We start from the raw sequence: 17,960 nt of genomic DNA on the forward strand, positions 1-17,960 counted from the left end.
CTTATTGAGTAAGTGCGGTCATTTTTTAGACGTTTTGAGCGCGATAGCGGAAATTGAAGAAGACAAAGATGCCAAGTGCAATCATCGCTAATGCTGCCCCCGTAAAGCCAATATATTCAAGACCGACATGACGAGCGATTTGGTTACCAAACAGTGCACCTGCACCAATACCCGCATTGAAAATACCTGAATAAATGGCACTTGCGACGTCTGTTGCATCAGGAGCAAGTTGAAGTACGCGCATTTGTAAGGCGAGCCCGATACAAGAGATGCCAATACCCCAAATAAAGGCTAGGGTAAACATCGTGACTGTATAACTTGCAGAAACAAGCATAAAGGCTAAAGAGACTGCCAATAAAATCATTGCCGTACTGATAAATTGGATTGGACCAAAACGGTATAAGCGGTTAAAGATCACACTTGCGGTAATGCCAGACACCCCAAATACCAACAAAATTATTGTCGCAAGATTTGGATCGAGTTCGCCGATTTGAACCATAAAGGGTTCAATGTAGGTATAAGCGGTAAAGTGTGCTGAAACGATAAGTACCGTTGTGGCATAAAGTCCAATGAGTAATGGACGTTTTGCCAAAATCGGTAGGCTAGAAAGTGAGCCGGCATTTTTACTTGGTAGATTTGGTAATAAACGCATAATAAATACCATCACAACCAAAGCTAATGCGGCAATGATTGCGAAAGTAATACGCCAACCAACTAATTGACCGACTAAACGGCCTAATGGTAAGCCTAAAATAGTCGCAAGGGATGTACCGATAGCGAGCATACCAATTGCTTGTGTTTTCTTATTCTTCGGTGCCACACGCATCACTAATGATGCGGTAATTGCCCAGAAGAGGGAATGCGCTACCGCAATACACATACGGGCAATTAGCAGAATCCAATAATTCCATGCGATGACTGAGATAATATGACCGATGATAAAAATAACGAAAAGTTTCAGCAATAAGCCTTTACGTTCCATATCGCCTGTCGCGAGCATGGCGGGTAAAGACATAATCATAACCGTCCAAGCATAAACGGTCATCATTAAACCCACATCGGAGCTTTGCATATCAAAACTTTGTCCGATGTCTGTGAGTAACGCAACTGGCACAAATTCCGTGGTGTTAAAAATAAAAGCGGCGCAAGCCATGATGACTACGCGCCAATATTGGGTTCTTTCTGCTTTCTGATAAAATGACATTATTTTAATTTCTCTTTAATTAATTCTTTCAATTGATGACGAAAGTTTTGGTCAATATTCACCTTATACTGTGGTGAGTAGCAACTATCGAAAAAGCGAATAGGCAACGCTAGCTTTTTGTATTTTTCGTTAGTGGATCTTAAGGTTAAATTGACGTCACATTGTACATTATCTAAATCAATGGCTCCAGCACCTTCAGCTAAAAGTGCGGTTGTTTTTAAGTTCATTTTATCCACTTTAAGTAAGTGATTTTCGAATGAAAGACGCGATTCTAAACGCTCATAAGGCGTATTCATATTTCTACTTGCGGTTAAATCGCTGTTGTAATTAATCGGTAAATACTGTGCCGCCATATCTAATAAGTTCAATCCTAAAATTTCACCATTTTGAGCATCGAAATAGAATTCTCCTTTAGTGAGTTCTGAATTGGTTAGCGCAAGTTGGATATTAAAATCAGCCTTGCCTGTTAATGTATTCGGGAAATTTAGCAAGGCGATAAGTTGCTCCATTGGGAAATTTTTACCGGAAAAGTTGACCGCACTTTGTAGCTCTTTATGACTAAATTTAAAGGTGGCTAAACAATTCTGGCAATCAGGTTGCAAATAGGCATTGACAGTTTTAATTGGTTTTGAAAAATCAACATAAGTTTCGATATAACCGAGTGGCTGTTGATTTAAACGGGCATTAACAAATTGAATCAGATTTTTGTCTTGGTGATTTAGGTTAATATTTCCCTTGCTGAATGCAAATTGATATTTTGTGTTTGAGCCATAAATCGGTTTATCAAGAGAAAAACTAATCTCACTTTCACCTTTAAACGCAATGTTTTGGTTAAAAATATTTTTAAGTGAAAAATCAGTAAAACGACCATGAATATTGGTATGGTTTAAGGCTTGTTCACTGAGTTTAAAATGCGTGATTTGTACTTCTTCTAAAATCGGATTACCTGAAAAAAGCGGGAAAAGTGCAAATTTAGCTTCAAGGTTTTCAGCTGAAAGTTGATGATATTTCAAACCCGATAAATTTACCGTTGGTTGAGGTAGAAGGCTTAGTGAAAAATCATTTACTTGAATATCATATTGCGCTAAATGATCGGCTATGCTGTTTTTCAGCTGATTGAGTTGGATATAGAAAAAAGCAAAGATCGCAAACAGCACGATCAACAGGCTAATTGCGATCTTTTTCATAGATTAATCCTCATTAATTCGGCTCGCTACCGCATTTTGTTGATGTTTGTATTTCGCATCTTTACGGCTGGTATACGGGCGAGCTGCCGGGCCACTTAACACTTCAAAACTTAAAGCACCAATCACCATATTTGGACGTAATGCCAAAGGTAATTTGCCTGAGTTATAAAACTCTAACACAATTTTACCTTCCCAACCTGGATCAATACGATGAGCGGTCACGTGCACCATTAAACCTAAACGAGCAAGTGAAGAACGACCATCTAGCCAACCGATAATATTGGCAGGGAGTTTCACTGACTCCAATGTGGTTGCTAACGCCAACATACCAGGATGTAAGAAGAAGGCTTCATCATCACCGATAATAATTTCGTCACTCATCACTGATTCAAGTTGAGCAGATACTTCTTCTTTCGGGCCACTTAAATCAATATAAGGTGCGGAATGTTCACGAAATACGCGAAATGAATTGCCTAAACGCACATCAATGGTTGCCCCATTGATTTTGTCATTTTCAGGACGAGGCGTTAAAGAAATAATGCCATCATCTAGATAGCGTTCGATATCGGTATCGCAAAGACGCATGATTTTTCCTATTTTTGGTTTAATAAATGAAGAATTTGAGCTTTTAACATATTAATCGCAATACGGTTTTTACCACCGCGAGGAATCACGATATCCGCATATTGTTTTGATGGCTCAATAAATTGCAAGAACATTGGACGAACAGTTGCACGATATTGGTCAATAACAGATTGTAATGAACGACCACGTTCTTCCATATCACGTTGTAAACGACGGATAAAACAAATGTCTAATGGTGTATCCACGAAGACTGAAATATCGGCTAATTGGCGAACTCGCTCATCAGTAAGCAATAAGATCCCTTCTAAAATCACAATTTTTTTCGGCGTGAAGTGTTTGGTTTCACCTGTTCTGGTGTGTTCAACATAACTATAGACCGGAATATCCACGGCAGTTCCGTTTTTTAAGTCTTTTAAGTGTTGAATGAGTAAATCTCTGTCCATTGAATTCGGGTGGTCATAGTTCATTTTCACACGTTCACTCATTTCCAAATGACTTTGATCTTTGTAGTAGCTGTCTTCCGCAATGATACCAATTTCTTGGCAACCTAAGTCGTTACAAAGTTCTTTATGAACGGTGGAAGCAATGGAGCTTTTTCCTGAAGCGGATGCTCCCGTGATAGCGATGATAATACAAGATGAGTCTGACATAGAACGACCTCAAAAACGGAAGGTAAAAATTACAAGGATTATAAAGAAAAATCAGTTTAAATTCACCTTTCTTTTTTATTTAAATTTTTTAAATTTGTGAAGTAGTTCACGGAATTTTTTTTCGTTTTCGCTTACGATGTGCTCGTTTTTATTATTTCATCAGTGTTATTTATGAGGAGTGTACGATGAAAATGAATAAAATTTCTCTCTCCATTTCAACCGCACTTTTAGCTGCAGGCTTCATGACATCATCAGCTGTTAATGCTCAAGGGCGTTTAGTGGTGTATTGTAGTGCGACTAACATTCTTTGTGAAACAACAACGAAAGCCTTTGGTGAAAAATATGATGTGAAAACCTCATTTATTCGCAACGGTTCAGGCAGTACTTTTGCAAAAGTTGAAGCGGAAAAAAATAACCCACAAGCAGACGTTTGGTTTGGTGGTACATTCGACCCTCAAGCACAAGCGGCAGAGTTGGGTTTAATCGAACCTTATAAATCTAAACACATTGATGAAATTGTTGAACGTTTCCGTGATCCAGCGAAAACCAAAGGACATTATGTTTCTGCGATTTACATGGGTATCTTAGGTTTTGGTGTGAATACCGAGCGTTTAGCAAAATTAGGTATTAAAGAAGTACCAAAATGCTGGAAAGATTTAACCGATCCTCGCTTAAAAGGCGAAGTGCAAATTGCTGACCCACAAAGTGCAGGTACAGCATACACTGCGTTGGCTACTTTCGTTCAACTCTGGGGCGAAGAAAAAGCCTTTGATTTCTTAAAAGCATTACATCCAAACGTATCGCAATACACCAAATCAGGTGTAACCCCATCTCGTAATGCGGCACGTGGTGAAACCGCGGTAGGTATCGGCTTCTTACACGATTATGCACTTGAAAAACGTCAAGGTGCACCATTGGAATTAGTGGTGCCTTGTGAAGGTACCGGCTATGAGTTAGGTGGCGTAAGTATCTTAAAAGGTGCGCGTAACATCGATAACGCAAAATTATTCGTGGATTGGGCATTATCTAAAGAAGGTCAAGAGTTAGCGTGGAAACAAGGTGACTCTTTACAAATCTTAACCAACACCACAGCGGAACAATCGCCAACAGCGTTTGATCCAAACAAACTTAACCTGATCAATTATGACTTTGAAAAATACGGTGCAACTGAACAACGCAAAGCCTTAATTGAAAAATGGGTTCAAGACGTTAAATTAGCGAAATAGTTTATAGATGAATTAGGCGGGGATGTCCGCCTAATTTTTTAGCCAGTAGCTAAAAACATAAAAAGGAGTCAATCAATGAAAAAATCAACTATATCTTTGAGTCTGTCAGCTGTTTTGTTTAGCGGGATCTTTTTTACTAGTTCAGCAATTGCTGAAGGTCGGTTAGTAGTATATTGCAGCGCACAAAACTCAGTGTGTGAAAAACAAGTGCAATCTTTTGCGAAAAAATACAATGTAGATGCGAGTTTTATTCGTAATAGTTCAGGCAGTACACTAGCTAAAATAAAGGCTGAAACAAATAATCCACAAGCTGATGTGTGGTATGGTGGAACATTTGATACACATTCTCAGGCTGCCGAGATGGATTTGCTAACTGCATATCAATCACCAATGCTGACAGAAGTTATGCCTCAATTTAAAGATCCTGGACGTCGTAAAGGAAATTACAGCTCCGTAGTTTATATGGGGGTGTTGGGTTTTGGAGTGAATACAGAAAAATTGAAAAAATTAGGAATTACTGAAACTCCAAAATGCTGGAAAGATTTACTCGATCCTAGATTTAAGAATGAAATTCAAATTTCAGATCCTCAAAGTGCTGGAACTGCATATACCGCAATAGCAACATTTGTTCAGCTTTGGGGAGAGGATGAAGCATTTAATTATTTAAAAGCATTAGATAAAAATATTTCACAGTATCCTAAAGCTGGAACTGCACCTGCTCATAATTTAGCTCGAGGTGAAACAACAATAGGCATTGGTTTTTTACAAAACTATTCTTTTGAAAAACAGAATGGAGCACCTATTGAAGTAGTAGTTCCTTGTGAAGGGACTGGTTATGAACTTGGTGGAGTGAGTGTAATAAAAAATGCTAGAAATTTAAAAAATGCAGAATTATTTGTCGACTGGGTTATGTCTAAAGAGGCACAAGAAATTTCCTGGAAAGAAGCACAATCACATCACATTCTTACAAATGTAAATGCAACATCTTCACCTTATGCATTGAAATCTAATGAACTAAATTTAATTAATTATGATTTTAACAAATTTGGCGCATCAGATGTACGTAGTGGCTTGATCGATCGTTGGGTGAGAGAAGTTAAATTAAATAAATAAATGGAGGCTTTATGAGAAAGCAGTATTATTTTCTCAATTCCAATCTATTTTGGGTAATGCTTGCTATGGCAGGCTTTGCCCTTTTGCCTTCTATGGCATTATATTATGGTATTTTTGATTCAACAGAAGATGAGCTCCTCGCAGCTATGGGATGGAGCTCAATAAATTTTAGTTGGTTTTGGTTTGGTTCTTTATTTATTATTCCTATATTTTCTTTTTTATATAAAGGAAGAGGGACGGTACAACAAGGTAAAATCGAATTTTTCTTAGCTTGCTTAATTTTTTCTTTTGTAATGATTTCAGCAAGTATTACAAAATTCAGTCTAGGTTATTCCGAGTTTATTCTTACAATTGCTTTAATTGGTATTTCAACAAATGCTCTTGCTAAAATGAAAGTAATGCAAAGCGATAAATTTGTTATCGCGTCATTGCTAAGCATTGTATTACTCATATTCTTCTTTATTGTTTATCCTACTTTAGCCATTTTTATCTCAATGTTTTACAAAGGAGATGAATTTGTACCAGGGCAAGTATTCGATATTGTTAAACAGCCTTATGTTATACGTATTATCTTAAACTCACTTGCTGTAGCAGGAACAATTGGTGTTCTTGCAACTGCGTTTGGTTTAGTATTTGCACTTTATACCACCCGAATTGCAAAGCGTAGTGCAGTTATTGGTAAAATATTCTCTATTCTTCCAATTGTGACCCCGCCATTTGTTGTTGGTTTAGGGGTAACATTGATGCTTGGTCGTTCAGGATATATTACTCATTATTTAGTTGAATATTTAGGATTTGAAAGTAATTGGTTGTATGGTTTTACTGGAATTGTTATTGCTCATACACTTGCTTTGACACCAATGTCTTTTATGATATTAGAGGGGGCCTTAAAGTCTATTCATCCATCAATTGAAGAAGCCTCTTATACTTTGCGTGCAAATCGTTACCAAACTTTCTTCAATATCATTTTCCCATTACTAAAACCTGCATTAGCAAATTCTTTTTTAGTTGTTGCAATTCAGTCTATAGCTGATTTTAGTACCCCATTAGTTTTAGGGGGAAGCTTTGACGTTATTTCTTCACAAATTTACTTTTATATTGCCGGTTCTCAGTTAGATTATGCATCTGCAAGTACATTGGGAACAATACTTCTTATTTTCTCATTAGGTATCTTTATTATTCAATATTGGTGGATTGGTAATCGCTCATATACCACTGTGTCGGGTAAGTCTTATCGTGGTGATGTACAAGATCTTCCTGTAACAATGAAGTACACAATTACTTTTGTGTTAGCATTCTGGATACTATTTAATGTTCTGCTGTATGGTAGTATTTTTTACGGTAGTTTTACGGTGAACTGGGGTGTTGATTATACCTTGACACTTAAAAATTATATTACATTATTTGGTCAAGGCTTTAGTGATGGTGCATGGCCATCTCTAATTCAAACAGTTATTTTTGCTGCAACAGCAGCTCCAATAACAGCATTATTTGGCTTGCTTATTGCTTACATTACCGTAAGACGGGAATTTAAAGGTAAAAAAACTTTAGAGTTCCTAACTTTGTTATGTTTTGCCGTACCAGGTACAGTGGCAGGGGTATCCTATATATTAGCCTTTAATGATGCTCCAATTTATATAACAGGAACGGCATTAATTGTTATTTTATCAATGGTTATGCGTAATATGCCTGTAGGTATGCGAGCGGCTATTGCTGGATTAGGACAACTAGATAAATCTTTAGATGAGGCCTCTTTATCATTAAAAGGAAGCTCTTTTAAAACTATTTGTTTTATTGTTTTCCCTTTATTAAAACCAGCCTTGCTTTCAGCGCTTGTAACTAGCTTTGTTAGAGCAATGACTACAGTAAGTGCAATTGTATTTTTAGTTACAGCAGATACCCGTGTTGCTACATCTTATATTCTAAATCGCGTAGAAGATGGTGAATACGGAATTGCAATTGCATATGGTTCAATTCTGATAGTAGTTATGATGGCCATTATTTTATTCTTTGACTGGATTGTGGGTGATACCCGAATTTCCCGTTCTAAAGCGAAAAAAATGAATTAACTCGTTAAGTTGTAGGTAAATATTATGAGTAATAATGATTTCTTAGTATTAAAAAATATCACTAAATCTTTTGGTAAATCCACAGTCATTGATAATTTAGATTTAACCATTAAACGTGGCACCATGGTGACCTTATTAGGGCCATCTGGTTGTGGTAAAACCACTGTGTTACGTTTAGTGGCAGGCTTAGAAAACCCAACTTCAGGTCAAATTTTTATTGATGGTGAAGATGTAACCAAATCATCCATTCAAAATCGTGATATTTGTATCGTATTCCAGTCTTACGCATTGTTCCCACATATGAGTATCGGTGATAACGTAGGCTATGGTTTACGTATGCAAGGCGTAGGGAAAGAAGAACGCGCTAAACGTGTAAAAGAAGCGTTAGAGTTGGTTGACTTAGCGGGGTTTGAAGATCGTTTTGTGGATCAAATTTCGGGTGGTCAACAACAACGTGTGGCATTAGCACGTGCGTTAGTATTAAAACCAAAAGTATTACTTTTTGATGAACCATTAAGTAACTTGGATGCAAACTTACGTCGTTCTATGCGTGAAAAAATCCGTGAATTACAACAAAGTTTAGGTATTACCTCACTTTATGTGACTCACGACCAGACGGAAGCATTTGCGGTATCCGATGAAGTTATCGTCATGAATAAAGGTAAAATCATGCAAAAGGCGCCAGCGAAAGAGCTTTATTTGCGTCCAAATTCTTTATTCCTTGCAAACTTCATGGGCGAATCAAGTATCTTTGAAGGTAAATTAGAAAATAACACCATTGACGTGAATGGCTACAAATTGCCATTAAGTAATGCGGCGCAATTCAATTTACCGGATGGTGAATGCTTAGTGGGCGTACGTCCTGAAGCAATTTACTTAAAACCAGAAGGCGAGGCAGCACAACAATGTGAAATCAAGAGTGCAGTCTATATGGGGAATCACTGGGAAGTGGTGGCAATTTGGGCTGGCAAAGAATTGCTCATTAATACCAAACCAGAAGACTTCAATGCTGATCTCAAACAAGCTTATGTGAATTTCTCTGAACAAGGTATTTTCTTATTGAAGAAAGAGAAATAATACCAATTTAAAGGCGGATGGAAGCATACGCCTTTTCTTTTAAAACCCTTTCAAAATTGACCGCACTTTTCCTTTCATTTTATTTTTCCTAACAGATCTGTATAATACTACCCTTTGAATATAAACGATTACAGGAGGAAAGCATGATAAAACCTGATACTTTACCGCAATTTTTGCGTAATAAAGTCGAGGAAAATGATGCCTTTGGTCTTGTGGAAGGGCTGTGTCAATTATTACGTAGTAGCCCTACAGAAAAAATTTCTCCAACCTTACATTTATTTAAGTTTATCTTAAAGAACGATAAAGAATTAGGCTATTCTGTTTCGAAATTATTATGCGGTTGGTTATGTGATTTACGTCTTTATCCCTTGTTTATTAGTAGTGGCATTCTTACGCGTGGCGGTTTTGGGCAAGAAATGAAAACGCGTATTTATGAGCGTTTTAACCCGTCTTTTAAAGATATTAATGATTTACGTGATATTTTTTATTTATTGTTCAGTGATAAAAATGATGCCCGCTGGATTGATGCTGTTCCATTAAAAACATGGCGAGGCGTATTTGGCGTTTTAACACGTTATACAGAACAAAAAGATCGTGAACGTTTAAAAAATCATATTGAAAGTGAAGGGCTATTTGCCATTGAAATGCTTTCAATTTGGATTGCAGCTGAAGACATGGATCCTGAGTTGATGCGAATGGAGCCATCTTTGTTGAATGCGGATTCACCTTTCGTGGCATTGCATCATGAAGTGGTTGATTGGGTAGAGGCGCGTCGCCAAGCAACGGTTTTTGATGATAGCCATTTGCAGGTAATGTTTGATCAATGTAAGGCATTGATTATTGGCTTACAGAAACGTGGGGCGGTAGTGGGATCATCCTTAAATACGGCGTATTTATTGGAACGTCTTTCCCAGACTTTAGAACGATTAGAAACCTTGATGGCGATTTTTGTTTCAAATCGCTATTTGCCACGTCGAATCTTATTATTAACCGGTTGTTTTGCTCGTGCAGCTGCAGAACGACATAGTATTTCGCGACTATGGAAACAAAGCTCAGGATTGATGGCTCGTAGTGTTACGCAGAATGCCGGCGATCATGGTGAGCATTACATTACTCGAGATAAAAAAGAGTATTGGGCAATGTTTTATTCTGCCGCGGGTGGTGGTGTATTAATTGCACTGATGGCGTTATTTAAAACCTATCTAGGTAGCATCATTGATGACAAAGTCTGGAAAGGGATTGCAGAAGGTCTAAATTACGGCTTAGGTTTCATGGTGATCTTTATGTTGCATTTCACAGTTGCAACCAAACAGCCAGCCATGACTGCAGCCCGTTTTGCTGAGGCTGTTGAGAAAACGCCTCAAGGTAAAAGCGTCAATATGAAATTAGCCCAATTATTAGTGGATGTATTTCGTTCTCAAAGTATTGCTGTGCTCGGTAATGTGATCATTGCGATGGGCTTAGCCGCATTGATTGCGTTTGGGTACCAATATAAAACAGGTGAGCCATTGATGAATGCCGATCAAATCGCGTATCAGTTGCATAGCATTGATCCTTTCGCAGGAACCTTATGGTTTGCAGCCATTGCAGGTGTATGGTTATTTTGCTCAGGGATTATTTCGGGCTATTTTGATAACCGCAGCAATTATTTGAATATGCGCATGCGTTTAGCCCAACATCCGTTATTGAAAAAATTAATGTCTGAGAAGACTCGCGTGAAATTTGCTAATTATATGCATGAGAATTATGGTTCGCTTATCGGTAACCTTTGCTTTGGTATGTTGCTTGGGATTACCGGTGTGGTGGGGTACTTAACGCATCTTCCGTTAGATATTCGTCATGTGGCATTTTCATCTGCAAATGTGGGTTATATTGCAGTGAGCGGACAATTCACCTATTCATTACTTTTACAATGTATTGGTTTTGTATTGTTGATTGGTTTAGTGAATTTAATTGTCAGTTTTTCATTAACGCTTTGGGTTGCATTGCGTTCTTTGAATGCGGAAATTGATAGCTGGTGGCCAATTTGGCATGAAGTTTGTCAAATTGTGAAAAAACGTCCATTAAGTTTATTTCTTCCCGTTCAATTAGATAAATAATCATTCTAAGTGCGGTCAAAAATATCAACGTTTTTGACCGCACTTTCTTTTCGACAAATTTAATTTGCGTTATCATGTTGCTCATCTAATGCGATAACTTTATGAATTATTCTAATGAAACCCACATTTCTTGAACTTCGTCACCTAAGAACCTTGCTTGCGTTAAAGGAAACGGGCAGCGTTTCAATGGCGGCAAAACGTGTTTATTTAACACAATCGGCACTTTCTCACCAAATTAAGTTAATGGAAGAACAATTCGGTTTACCTCTTTTTGAGCGTAAAAGTAATCCGTTGCGTTTTACCGCAGCTGGAGATCGTTTGATTCGTCTTGCCAATGAAATTCTTCCGAAAGTGATTGATGCAGAACGTGAACTTGCACGCGTAAAACATGGTGATGCAGGGCAATTACGAATTGCAGTAGAGTGTCATACTTGCTTCGACTGGTTAATGCCGGCGATGGATGAGTTTCGTCAGCATTGGAGCCTAGTAGAATTGGATATCGTCTCGGGTTTCCATACCGATCCTGTAGGATTGTTATTATCTCATCGTGCAGATTGGGCGATTGTATCCGACATTGAACAAAACGATGATGTTTTATTTAAGCCTCTGTTTTCTTATGAAATGGTGGGGATCTGTTCTAAAGATCATCCATTAGCCAATAAAGAGGTTTGGCAGGCGGAAGATTTCGCTGAAGAAACTTGGGTAACCTATCCCGTGCCTGATGATATGTTAGATTTATATCGTCAAGTATTGAAACCGAAAGGTATTAATCCACCTCGTCGTACAACAGAGCTAACGATCGCTTTGATCCAGTTAGTAGCGAGTCGTCGTGGCATTGCTACCGTGCCTTATTGGGCAGCATTACCTTATTTAGAAAAAGGGTATGTGGTGGCGCGTAAAATTACAGAAGAAGGGTTGTACAGTAACCTTTATGCGGCAATTCGTAAAGAAGATGCTAATTTAGCTTATATCGAAGATTTCCATCAAACAGTAAAAGCACAAAGTTTTTCGACCTTACCTGGTTTGTCTGTTTTAGAGTTGTAGTAGGTCAATATGTCAGAAGTAGTGACAGAAAATCCCATCAAAGCCGCAGCAAAAGCGGCATTTCCTTACAGCATGCCAATGCTTGCCGGCTTTTTATTTTTAGGCATAGCATACGGTATTTACATGAAAGCACTTGGATTCGGTGTTTGGTTCCCTGTGGCAATGGCAGCACTCATTTATGCGGGATCAGTGGAATTTATTGCCGCTGCCGCCTTAGTTATGCCTTTTTCGCCTTTAAGTGTTGCGTTGGTTACGCTGATGGTCAGTGGGCGCCAAATTTTTTATGGCATTTCCATGTTAGAAAAATATGGTGCTCAACTCGGGAAAAAACGTTGGTATTTAATTAGTACCCTAGTCGATGAAAGTTTTTCCCTTAACTATATGGCGAAGATCCCCGATCATTTAGATAAAGGCTGGTATATGTTCTTTGTCAGTTTTTATCTCCATCTTTATTGGGTTGTAGGAGCCGGATTAGGTAATCTATTTGGTTCAATCATTCCTTTTGATTTAAAAGGGGTAGAGTTTGGTATGACTGCACTTTTCCTGGTGATTTTTGCTGAAAACTGGCTCAAAGAGAAGTCTCATGAGAGCTCATTATTAGGTTTAGGTGTGGCTTTTGCATCGCTATTAATTGTTGGGAAAGAGCACTTTTTAGTGCCAACACTCATTAGTATTTGGATTCTGTTAACCGTAAGACGTCCTAAACTTTCATCTAAATTGGAGGCACTAAAATGACATTGATGGAACAAATTATCACCATTGTGATTTGTATTGTGTGCGTGCAATTTACCCGATTATTGCCTTTCTGGATCTTTCCCGCCAATCGCCCGATTCCAGAATATGTTCGTTATCTAGGTAAAGTACTACCAGCCGCGATGTTTGGGATGTTAGTGGTGTATTGCTATAAAAATGTGGATGTGTTGAGTGGTTATCATGGCTTGCCAGATTTTATTGCGGGAGCTTTGGTATTGGGATTGCATTTCTGGAAAAAGAACATGTTTCTTTCTATCTCGGCTGGCACAATTTTTTATATGTTTTTAGTGCAAAAAGTCTTTATCTAAGCGAATGTTGAGCGAAATAAAAATTTCTTGATATTGCAATCGGTTGCCTTTATTTCGCCTCTTTTCCTCAATTCCAAAATCTTTTATGATGCCACCTCAATCATTGTTGACGGAGAGATTTATGGAATTTAATTTCATCGAATTATTAGGTTATTTGGCAACATTCTTTGTGGCTGCGTCTTTTTTATTTAAATCGATTGTTCACTTGAGAGTTGTTAATGCAATTGGAGCGGTACTTTTTGTCATTTACAGTTTGATCATCAAATCTTATCCAGTTGCGCTTCTAAACGCATTCTTAGTTTTCGTTAACTTATATCAACTTTATCGTTTGAAAAAAGAGCAGCCGGCATCAAAAGTGCTTAAATAATTGACCGCACTTTTCCACGATTTACCCCCATATTTGATATAACGCAATCACCAGTGGCATAGTAAACATACAAAGCAGCGTCGTTACACCATAAATGGCGCTGGCTTTCTGTGGATTGTTGTTATAAATCACTGCCATTTGTGTCACGGTTGAAGCGGATGGGCTCGTGGTTGCTAAAAAGCTAATCAACACAATAATTTCGCCTTTTTCAGCCCAATGCACAAACCCAATCAGTTTTATTAATACCAATAATGCAATCGGAATAAGTAACAAGCGCAAAAGTGTGACTAAATAAATGCGTTTGGATGATACGATGCTCCGTAAAGGAATTGCCGCAATCAGCATACCCGCAACAAGCATGGCATTCGGACCAATAAACAAGCCAATTGAAGAGAGTGTACCATTGATAATACTTGGTAATTTAATTTGAAAAGCAAATAAAAATGCTCCGACGAGAATTGACCAAATATTGATGTTTTTGGTAATCATCTTCAAAGATAAATTTCCTTTTCCTACAATAATCAAACGGCAATGCGTCCAAAATAGAAAGGTTTGCACCACAATGAAACAGCTAGCGTAAATGACCCATTCTTTACCAAATAACGACATCACAATCGGAATAATTAAGTTACCAGAATTGGAATAAATCGAAGTGGCATGTTCAATTGGATCAAGGTTTAATAGGCGCTTTAACAGACTGCCAATAATAATCAGAATAACCTGAAGAAACACCGCCATAAACAGTGAAAGCTGTAAACCTTGTAGAATTTCAGGTGTGTAATCAATTTGAAAAGCTTCAATCATCACAGCTGGACTGATGACATAAAGCCCAATAACGGAAAGCGTCTTGCTATCTTCAGATTTTAATAATTTTGATTTAACCAACCCATAACCAATAAGCACAATAAGTGTCAGTTCAATAATTTTAGTGCCGAGTAAAAATGCGATGTCCATAGTGAATATTGATGAGAGAAATTAGCGCTATGAAAGAAGAAAAGGGCAAATAATTTGCCCTTTAAATTGATTGATATTATTCCCATTCTATCGTTGCTGGTGGTTTTCCGCTAATGTCGTACACGACGCGGGAAATGCCATTCACTTCGTTAATGATGCGGTTAGACACTTTGCCTAATAAATCATAAGGTAAATGAGCCCAATGTGCGGTCATAAAGTCGATGGTTTCTACCGCACGTAGTGAGATAACCCAATCGTATTTACGGCCATCGCCCATCACACCTACAGATTTTACTGGTAAGAATACGCTGAAGGCTTGGCTGGTTTTTTCATACCAACCGCTGTTGCGTAATTCTTCGATAAAGATTGCATCCGCACGGCGTAATAAATCGCAGTATTCTTTTTTCACTTCGCCTAATACACGCACGCCTAAGCCCGGACCAGGGAATGGGTGACGGTTGATCATTTCAGCCGGTAAGCCTAATGCTAAACCGATTTTACGTACTTCGTCTTTAAACAATTCACGTAACGGTTCAACTAAGCCAAGTTTCATATAGTCTGGTAAGCCACCTACGTTGTGGTGTGATTTAATCACATGTGCTTTACCGGTTTTGCTTGCTGCCGATTCGATCACGTCAGGATAGATTGTGCCTTGTGCCAACCATTTTACATTAGTGAGTTTTTTTGATTCATCATCGAATACATCTACGAATACTTTACCGATGATTTTACGTTTTGCTTCAGGATCAGATACGCCTTCAAGTTCACCTAAGAAACGACTTTCCGCATCAACACGGGTAATGTTCAAGCCGAATTTATCGCCAAACATTTCCATTACTTGATCGCCTTCGTGTAAGCGGAGTAAACCGTTATCCACGAATACGCAATGTAAGTTTTTGCCGATAGCACGGTGTAAAAGTAGTGCAACCACAGAAGAGTCCACACCACCAGATAAACCTAAAATCACTTCATCATTGCCCACTTGCTCTTTAATGCGAGCTACTGCATCTTCGATAATGTTTTCTGCTGTCCATTTGGTTTCACAGCCACAAATGTTCACCACGAAATTCATTAACAATTCCAAACCTTTTTTAGTGTGAGTTACTTCAGGGTGGAATTGTACACCGTAGAAACGACGATTTTCGTCAGACATCGCAGCAATTGGACAGGTTGGAGTCGTACCGGTAACTTGGAAGTTTTCAGGTAAACGCGTTACTTTATCGCCATGGCTCATCCATACATCCAATTTGCTGTCACCATCATTTAAATGAGCGAAAAGTGCAGTCGGATTATCCATTAAAACCGATGCATAGCCGAATTCACGATGATCAGAGGTTTCAGTTAAACCACCAAGTTGCATCGCCATGGTTTGCATACCGTAACAAATACCCAATACAGGCACGCCTGCATTAAATACATATTCTGGTGCACGTGGGCTATTTTCTTCAGTGGTACTTTCTGGACCACCAGAAAGAATGATACCGTCTGGATTAAATTGACGGATTTGTTCTTCAGTTACATCCCACGCCCAAAGTTCGCAGTACACACCGATTTCACGCACACGACGCGCAATCAGCTGAGTATATTGTGAACCAAAGTCGAGGATCAGAATTTTATGGTTGTGGATATTTGTCATTTATAATGCTCTTATTATTGATAGTATAGACGGTCAATTTTCTCCAAAATTTTGCAAAAATCAACCGCACTTTAAAACAACAAAAGGTGGGCTAAAGCCCACCTTACGGATTAGCCCATACGATAGTTTGGCGCTTCTTTAGTAATGGTTACGTCATGAACGTGGCTTTCTTTAATACCTGCACCACTGATGCGAACGAATTCTGCTTTTGTACGTAATTCTTCGATGGTTGCACAGCCAGTTAAGCCCATGCAAGAACGTAAGCCACCCATTTGTTGGTGGATAATTTCTTTTAAGTAACCTTTGTATGGAATACGGCCTTCGATACCTTCTGGTACGAGTTTGTCTGCAGCGTTATCAGATTGGAAGTAGCGGTCTGATGATCCTTTCGCCATCGCACCTAATGAGCCCATACCACGGTAAGATTTAAATGCACGACCTTGATAAAGTTCGATTTCACCTGGCGCTTCTTCAGTACCTGCGAACATAGAACCAACCATTACACAGCTCGCACCTGCTGCGATAGCTTTTGCAATATCACCAGAGAAACGGATACCGCCGTCCGCGATAACTGGAATACCACGATCTTTTAATGCCGCAGCGGCATCTGCGATAGCGGTGATTTGTGGAACACCTACACCAGTCACGATACGAGTGGTACAGATAGAGCCAGGGCCGATACCTACTTTCACTGCGCTTGCGCCTGCGTCTGCAAGTGCGATTGCACCTTCAGCTGTTGCTACGTTACCCGCAACGATAGGCAAGTTTGGATATTTTGCGCGAGTTTCACGAACGCGGTGTAATACGCCTTCGGAATGACCGTGGGAAGAGTCGATTAACAATACATCTACGCCCGCTTTTACTAATGCATCAATACGTTCTTCATTACCTGGACCCGCACCTACAGCTGCACCGACGCGTAAACGACCAAATTCATCTTTACATGCGTTCGGTTTTTGTTCTGCTTTTTGGAAGTCTTTAACGGTGATCATGCCTTTTAATTTGAAAGCATCATCTACAACAAGTACTTTCTCTACGCGGTTTTTGTGCATTAATTCTAAAATCGTTTCACGACTTGCACCTTCTTTTACGGTGACTAAATCTTCTTTTTTTGTCATTAATTGTGAAACGGTTTTACTTAAATCTTTTACGAAGCGCGTGTCGCGACCAGTGATGATACCAATTAAGTTATTTTCAGCATCGACAACAGGGTAGCCAGCGAAGCCGTTTTTCTTCACCATTTCAGCAAGTGCTGCAAGGGTTAAATCTGGCGAAACAGTCACAGGTTCAGAAACAATACCACTTTCGAATTTTTTCACTTTACGAACACGATCCGCTTGGCGTTCGATCGTCATATTTTTGTGAATAAAGCCGATGCCACCTTCTTGTGCTAAAGAGATCGCTAATTTGGTTTCAGTGACAGTATCCATCGCAGCAGAAAGCATAGGAATATTTAAGCGAATTTCTTTGGTGAGTTGAGTTGAGAGGTTAGCTGTGTTCGGAAGAACAGTTGAATGAGCTGGGACGAGTAGAACGTCGTCAAAAGTAAGCGCTTCTTGTTTGATTCTAAGCATGGCAATATCTCGCTGTTAAAAGTTGTGTCAAAAAATATTGCGCTCGGATTATACAGATTTTTCATGTGGTTGAAAATGAATTTTTTCGCTTTTATGGTAAGATTCGCCAAGGTT

Annotated in this window: 16 protein-coding genes; 9 read left to right on the forward strand and 7 right to left on the reverse strand. The window is 38.8% G+C overall.

What is annotated here, in order from left to right; all coding sequences use genetic code 11:
• Positions 1–25: 25 nt before the first annotated feature.
• The 4 genes from INP93_RS06345 to udk are packed head-to-tail and all read right to left on the reverse strand — an operon-like array spanning position 26 to position 3,626.
• Entirely contained in the window at positions 26–1,204 is a 1,179-nt protein-coding gene (locus tag INP93_RS06345; protein ID WP_197544440.1) for a sugar transporter, read from the reverse strand.
• Positions 1,204–2,391: an AsmA-like C-terminal region-containing protein gene (locus INP93_RS06350; RefSeq protein ID WP_197544441.1), complete on the reverse strand. Its 1,188-nt coding sequence runs from the start codon at positions 2,389–2,391 to the stop codon at positions 1,204–1,206. The genes INP93_RS06345 and INP93_RS06350 overlap by 1 nt, the downstream gene beginning before the upstream one ends.
• A 3-nt stretch (positions 2,392–2,394) precedes the next feature.
• A complete protein-coding gene (dcd, locus tag INP93_RS06355; RefSeq protein WP_005696382.1) occupies positions 2,395–2,976 on the reverse strand; it encodes a dCTP deaminase in 582 nt (193 codons plus the stop codon).
• 8 nt (positions 2,977–2,984) lie between these two features.
• A complete protein-coding gene (gene udk, locus INP93_RS06360; protein WP_197544442.1) occupies positions 2,985–3,626 on the reverse strand; it encodes a uridine kinase in 642 nt (213 codons plus the stop codon).
• Positions 3,627–3,811: 185 nt separating this feature from the next.
• Between udk and INP93_RS06365 the strand changes: the two genes are divergently transcribed.
• The 9 genes from INP93_RS06365 (at position 3,812) to INP93_RS06405 (ending at position 13,682) form a co-directional block, all read left to right on the forward strand.
• Entirely contained in the window at positions 3,812–4,852 is a 1,041-nt protein-coding gene (locus INP93_RS06365) for an ABC transporter substrate-binding protein (RefSeq protein ID WP_005697792.1), read from the forward strand.
• A 75-nt stretch (positions 4,853–4,927) separates the two neighbouring features.
• The gene (locus INP93_RS06370; RefSeq protein WP_070775814.1) at positions 4,928–5,965 is read left to right on the forward strand and encodes an ABC transporter substrate-binding protein; all 1,038 of its coding nucleotides are present in this window, start codon (positions 4,928–4,930) and stop codon (positions 5,963–5,965) included.
• Positions 5,966–5,976: 11 nt separating this feature from the next.
• Positions 5,977–8,034 carry an ABC transporter permease gene (locus INP93_RS06375; RefSeq protein ID WP_070775815.1) on the forward strand — a complete coding sequence of 686 codons (2,058 nt, stop codon included), beginning with the start codon at positions 5,977–5,979 and terminating at the stop codon, positions 8,032–8,034.
• Between the two features lie 24 nt (positions 8,035–8,058).
• Positions 8,059–9,111: a ferric ABC transporter ATP-binding protein gene (gene fbpC / locus INP93_RS06380; RefSeq protein WP_197544443.1), complete on the forward strand. Its 1,053-nt coding sequence runs from the start codon at positions 8,059–8,061 to the stop codon at positions 9,109–9,111.
• A 143-nt stretch (positions 9,112–9,254) separates the two neighbouring features.
• Positions 9,255–11,210, forward strand: a complete 1,956-nt coding sequence (locus tag INP93_RS06385; protein WP_197544444.1) for a site-specific recombinase — start codon at positions 9,255–9,257, stop codon at positions 11,208–11,210.
• Between the two features lie 114 nt (positions 11,211–11,324).
• On the forward strand, positions 11,325–12,254 hold the full coding sequence (locus tag INP93_RS06390) for a LysR family transcriptional regulator (protein WP_049370191.1): 930 nt from the start codon (positions 11,325–11,327) through the stop codon (positions 12,252–12,254).
• 9 nt (positions 12,255–12,263) lie between these two features.
• On the forward strand, positions 12,264–12,989 hold the full coding sequence (gene azlC / locus INP93_RS06395; protein WP_049362213.1) for an azaleucine resistance protein AzlC: 726 nt from the start codon (positions 12,264–12,266) through the stop codon (positions 12,987–12,989).
• Complete coding sequence (locus INP93_RS06400) at positions 12,986–13,315, forward strand: branched-chain amino acid transport AzlD family protein (RefSeq protein ID WP_049370192.1); 330 nt, start codon at positions 12,986–12,988, stop codon at positions 13,313–13,315. The genes azlC and INP93_RS06400 overlap by 4 nt, the downstream gene beginning before the upstream one ends.
• A 121-nt stretch (positions 13,316–13,436) precedes the next feature.
• Positions 13,437–13,682, forward strand: a complete 246-nt coding sequence (locus INP93_RS06405; RefSeq protein WP_049370193.1) for a YgjV family protein — start codon at positions 13,437–13,439, stop codon at positions 13,680–13,682.
• Positions 13,683–13,703: 21 nt separating this feature from the next.
• On the opposite strand, the gene INP93_RS06410 is transcribed toward INP93_RS06405, so the two are convergent.
• The 3 genes from INP93_RS06410 to guaB all read right to left on the reverse strand — a co-directional run bounded on the left by INP93_RS06410 (position 13,704) and on the right by guaB (position 17,846).
• Positions 13,704–14,636 (reverse strand): AEC family transporter, encoded by a 933-nt coding sequence (locus INP93_RS06410; protein WP_197544445.1) that lies wholly within the window; start codon positions 14,634–14,636, stop codon positions 13,704–13,706.
• Between the two features lie 76 nt (positions 14,637–14,712).
• On the reverse strand, positions 14,713–16,272 hold the full coding sequence (gene guaA, locus INP93_RS06415) for a glutamine-hydrolyzing GMP synthase (protein WP_197544446.1): 1,560 nt from the start codon (positions 16,270–16,272) through the stop codon (positions 14,713–14,715).
• A gap of 110 nt (positions 16,273–16,382) precedes the next feature.
• Positions 16,383–17,846, reverse strand: coding sequence for an IMP dehydrogenase (guaB, locus tag INP93_RS06420; protein WP_197544447.1), 1,464 nt, complete (start codon positions 17,844–17,846; stop codon positions 16,383–16,385).
• Between the last annotated feature and the right edge of the window lie 114 nt (positions 17,847–17,960).

This window comes from Haemophilus parainfluenzae (genome assembly GCF_014931415.1).
In the GTDB taxonomy this organism is placed as follows: Bacteria; Pseudomonadota; Gammaproteobacteria; order Enterobacterales; family Pasteurellaceae; genus Haemophilus_D; species Haemophilus_D parainfluenzae_AF.

Coding starts and splice junctions, on each gene's coding strand:
- INP93_RS06345 (WP_197544440.1), bottom strand. CDS start 1,204: ATGTCATTTTATCAGAAAGCAGAAAGAACCCAATATTGGCGCGTAGTC.
- INP93_RS06350 (WP_197544441.1), bottom strand. CDS start 2,391: ATGAAAAAGATCGCAATTAGCCTGTTGATCGTGCTGTTTGCGATCTTT.
- dcd (WP_005696382.1), bottom strand. CDS start 2,976: ATGCGTCTTTGCGATACCGATATCGAACGCTATCTAGATGATGGCATT.
- udk (WP_197544442.1), bottom strand. CDS start 3,626: ATGTCAGACTCATCTTGTATTATCATCGCTATCACGGGAGCATCCGCT.
- INP93_RS06365 (WP_005697792.1), top strand. CDS start 3,812: ATGAAAATGAATAAAATTTCTCTCTCCATTTCAACCGCACTTTTAGCT.
- INP93_RS06370 (WP_070775814.1), top strand. CDS start 4,928: ATGAAAAAATCAACTATATCTTTGAGTCTGTCAGCTGTTTTGTTTAGC.
- INP93_RS06375 (WP_070775815.1), top strand. CDS start 5,977: ATGAGAAAGCAGTATTATTTTCTCAATTCCAATCTATTTTGGGTAATG.
- fbpC (WP_197544443.1), top strand. CDS start 8,059: ATGAGTAATAATGATTTCTTAGTATTAAAAAATATCACTAAATCTTTT.
- INP93_RS06385 (WP_197544444.1), top strand. CDS start 9,255: ATGATAAAACCTGATACTTTACCGCAATTTTTGCGTAATAAAGTCGAG.
- INP93_RS06390 (WP_049370191.1), top strand. CDS start 11,325: ATGAAACCCACATTTCTTGAACTTCGTCACCTAAGAACCTTGCTTGCG.
- azlC (WP_049362213.1), top strand. CDS start 12,264: ATGTCAGAAGTAGTGACAGAAAATCCCATCAAAGCCGCAGCAAAAGCG.
- INP93_RS06400 (WP_049370192.1), top strand. CDS start 12,986: ATGACATTGATGGAACAAATTATCACCATTGTGATTTGTATTGTGTGC.
- INP93_RS06405 (WP_049370193.1), top strand. CDS start 13,437: ATGGAATTTAATTTCATCGAATTATTAGGTTATTTGGCAACATTCTTT.
- INP93_RS06410 (WP_197544445.1), bottom strand. CDS start 14,636: ATGGACATCGCATTTTTACTCGGCACTAAAATTATTGAACTGACACTT.
- guaA (WP_197544446.1), bottom strand. CDS start 16,272: ATGACAAATATCCACAACCATAAAATTCTGATCCTCGACTTTGGTTCA.
- guaB (WP_197544447.1), bottom strand. CDS start 17,846: ATGCTTAGAATCAAACAAGAAGCGCTTACTTTTGACGACGTTCTACTC.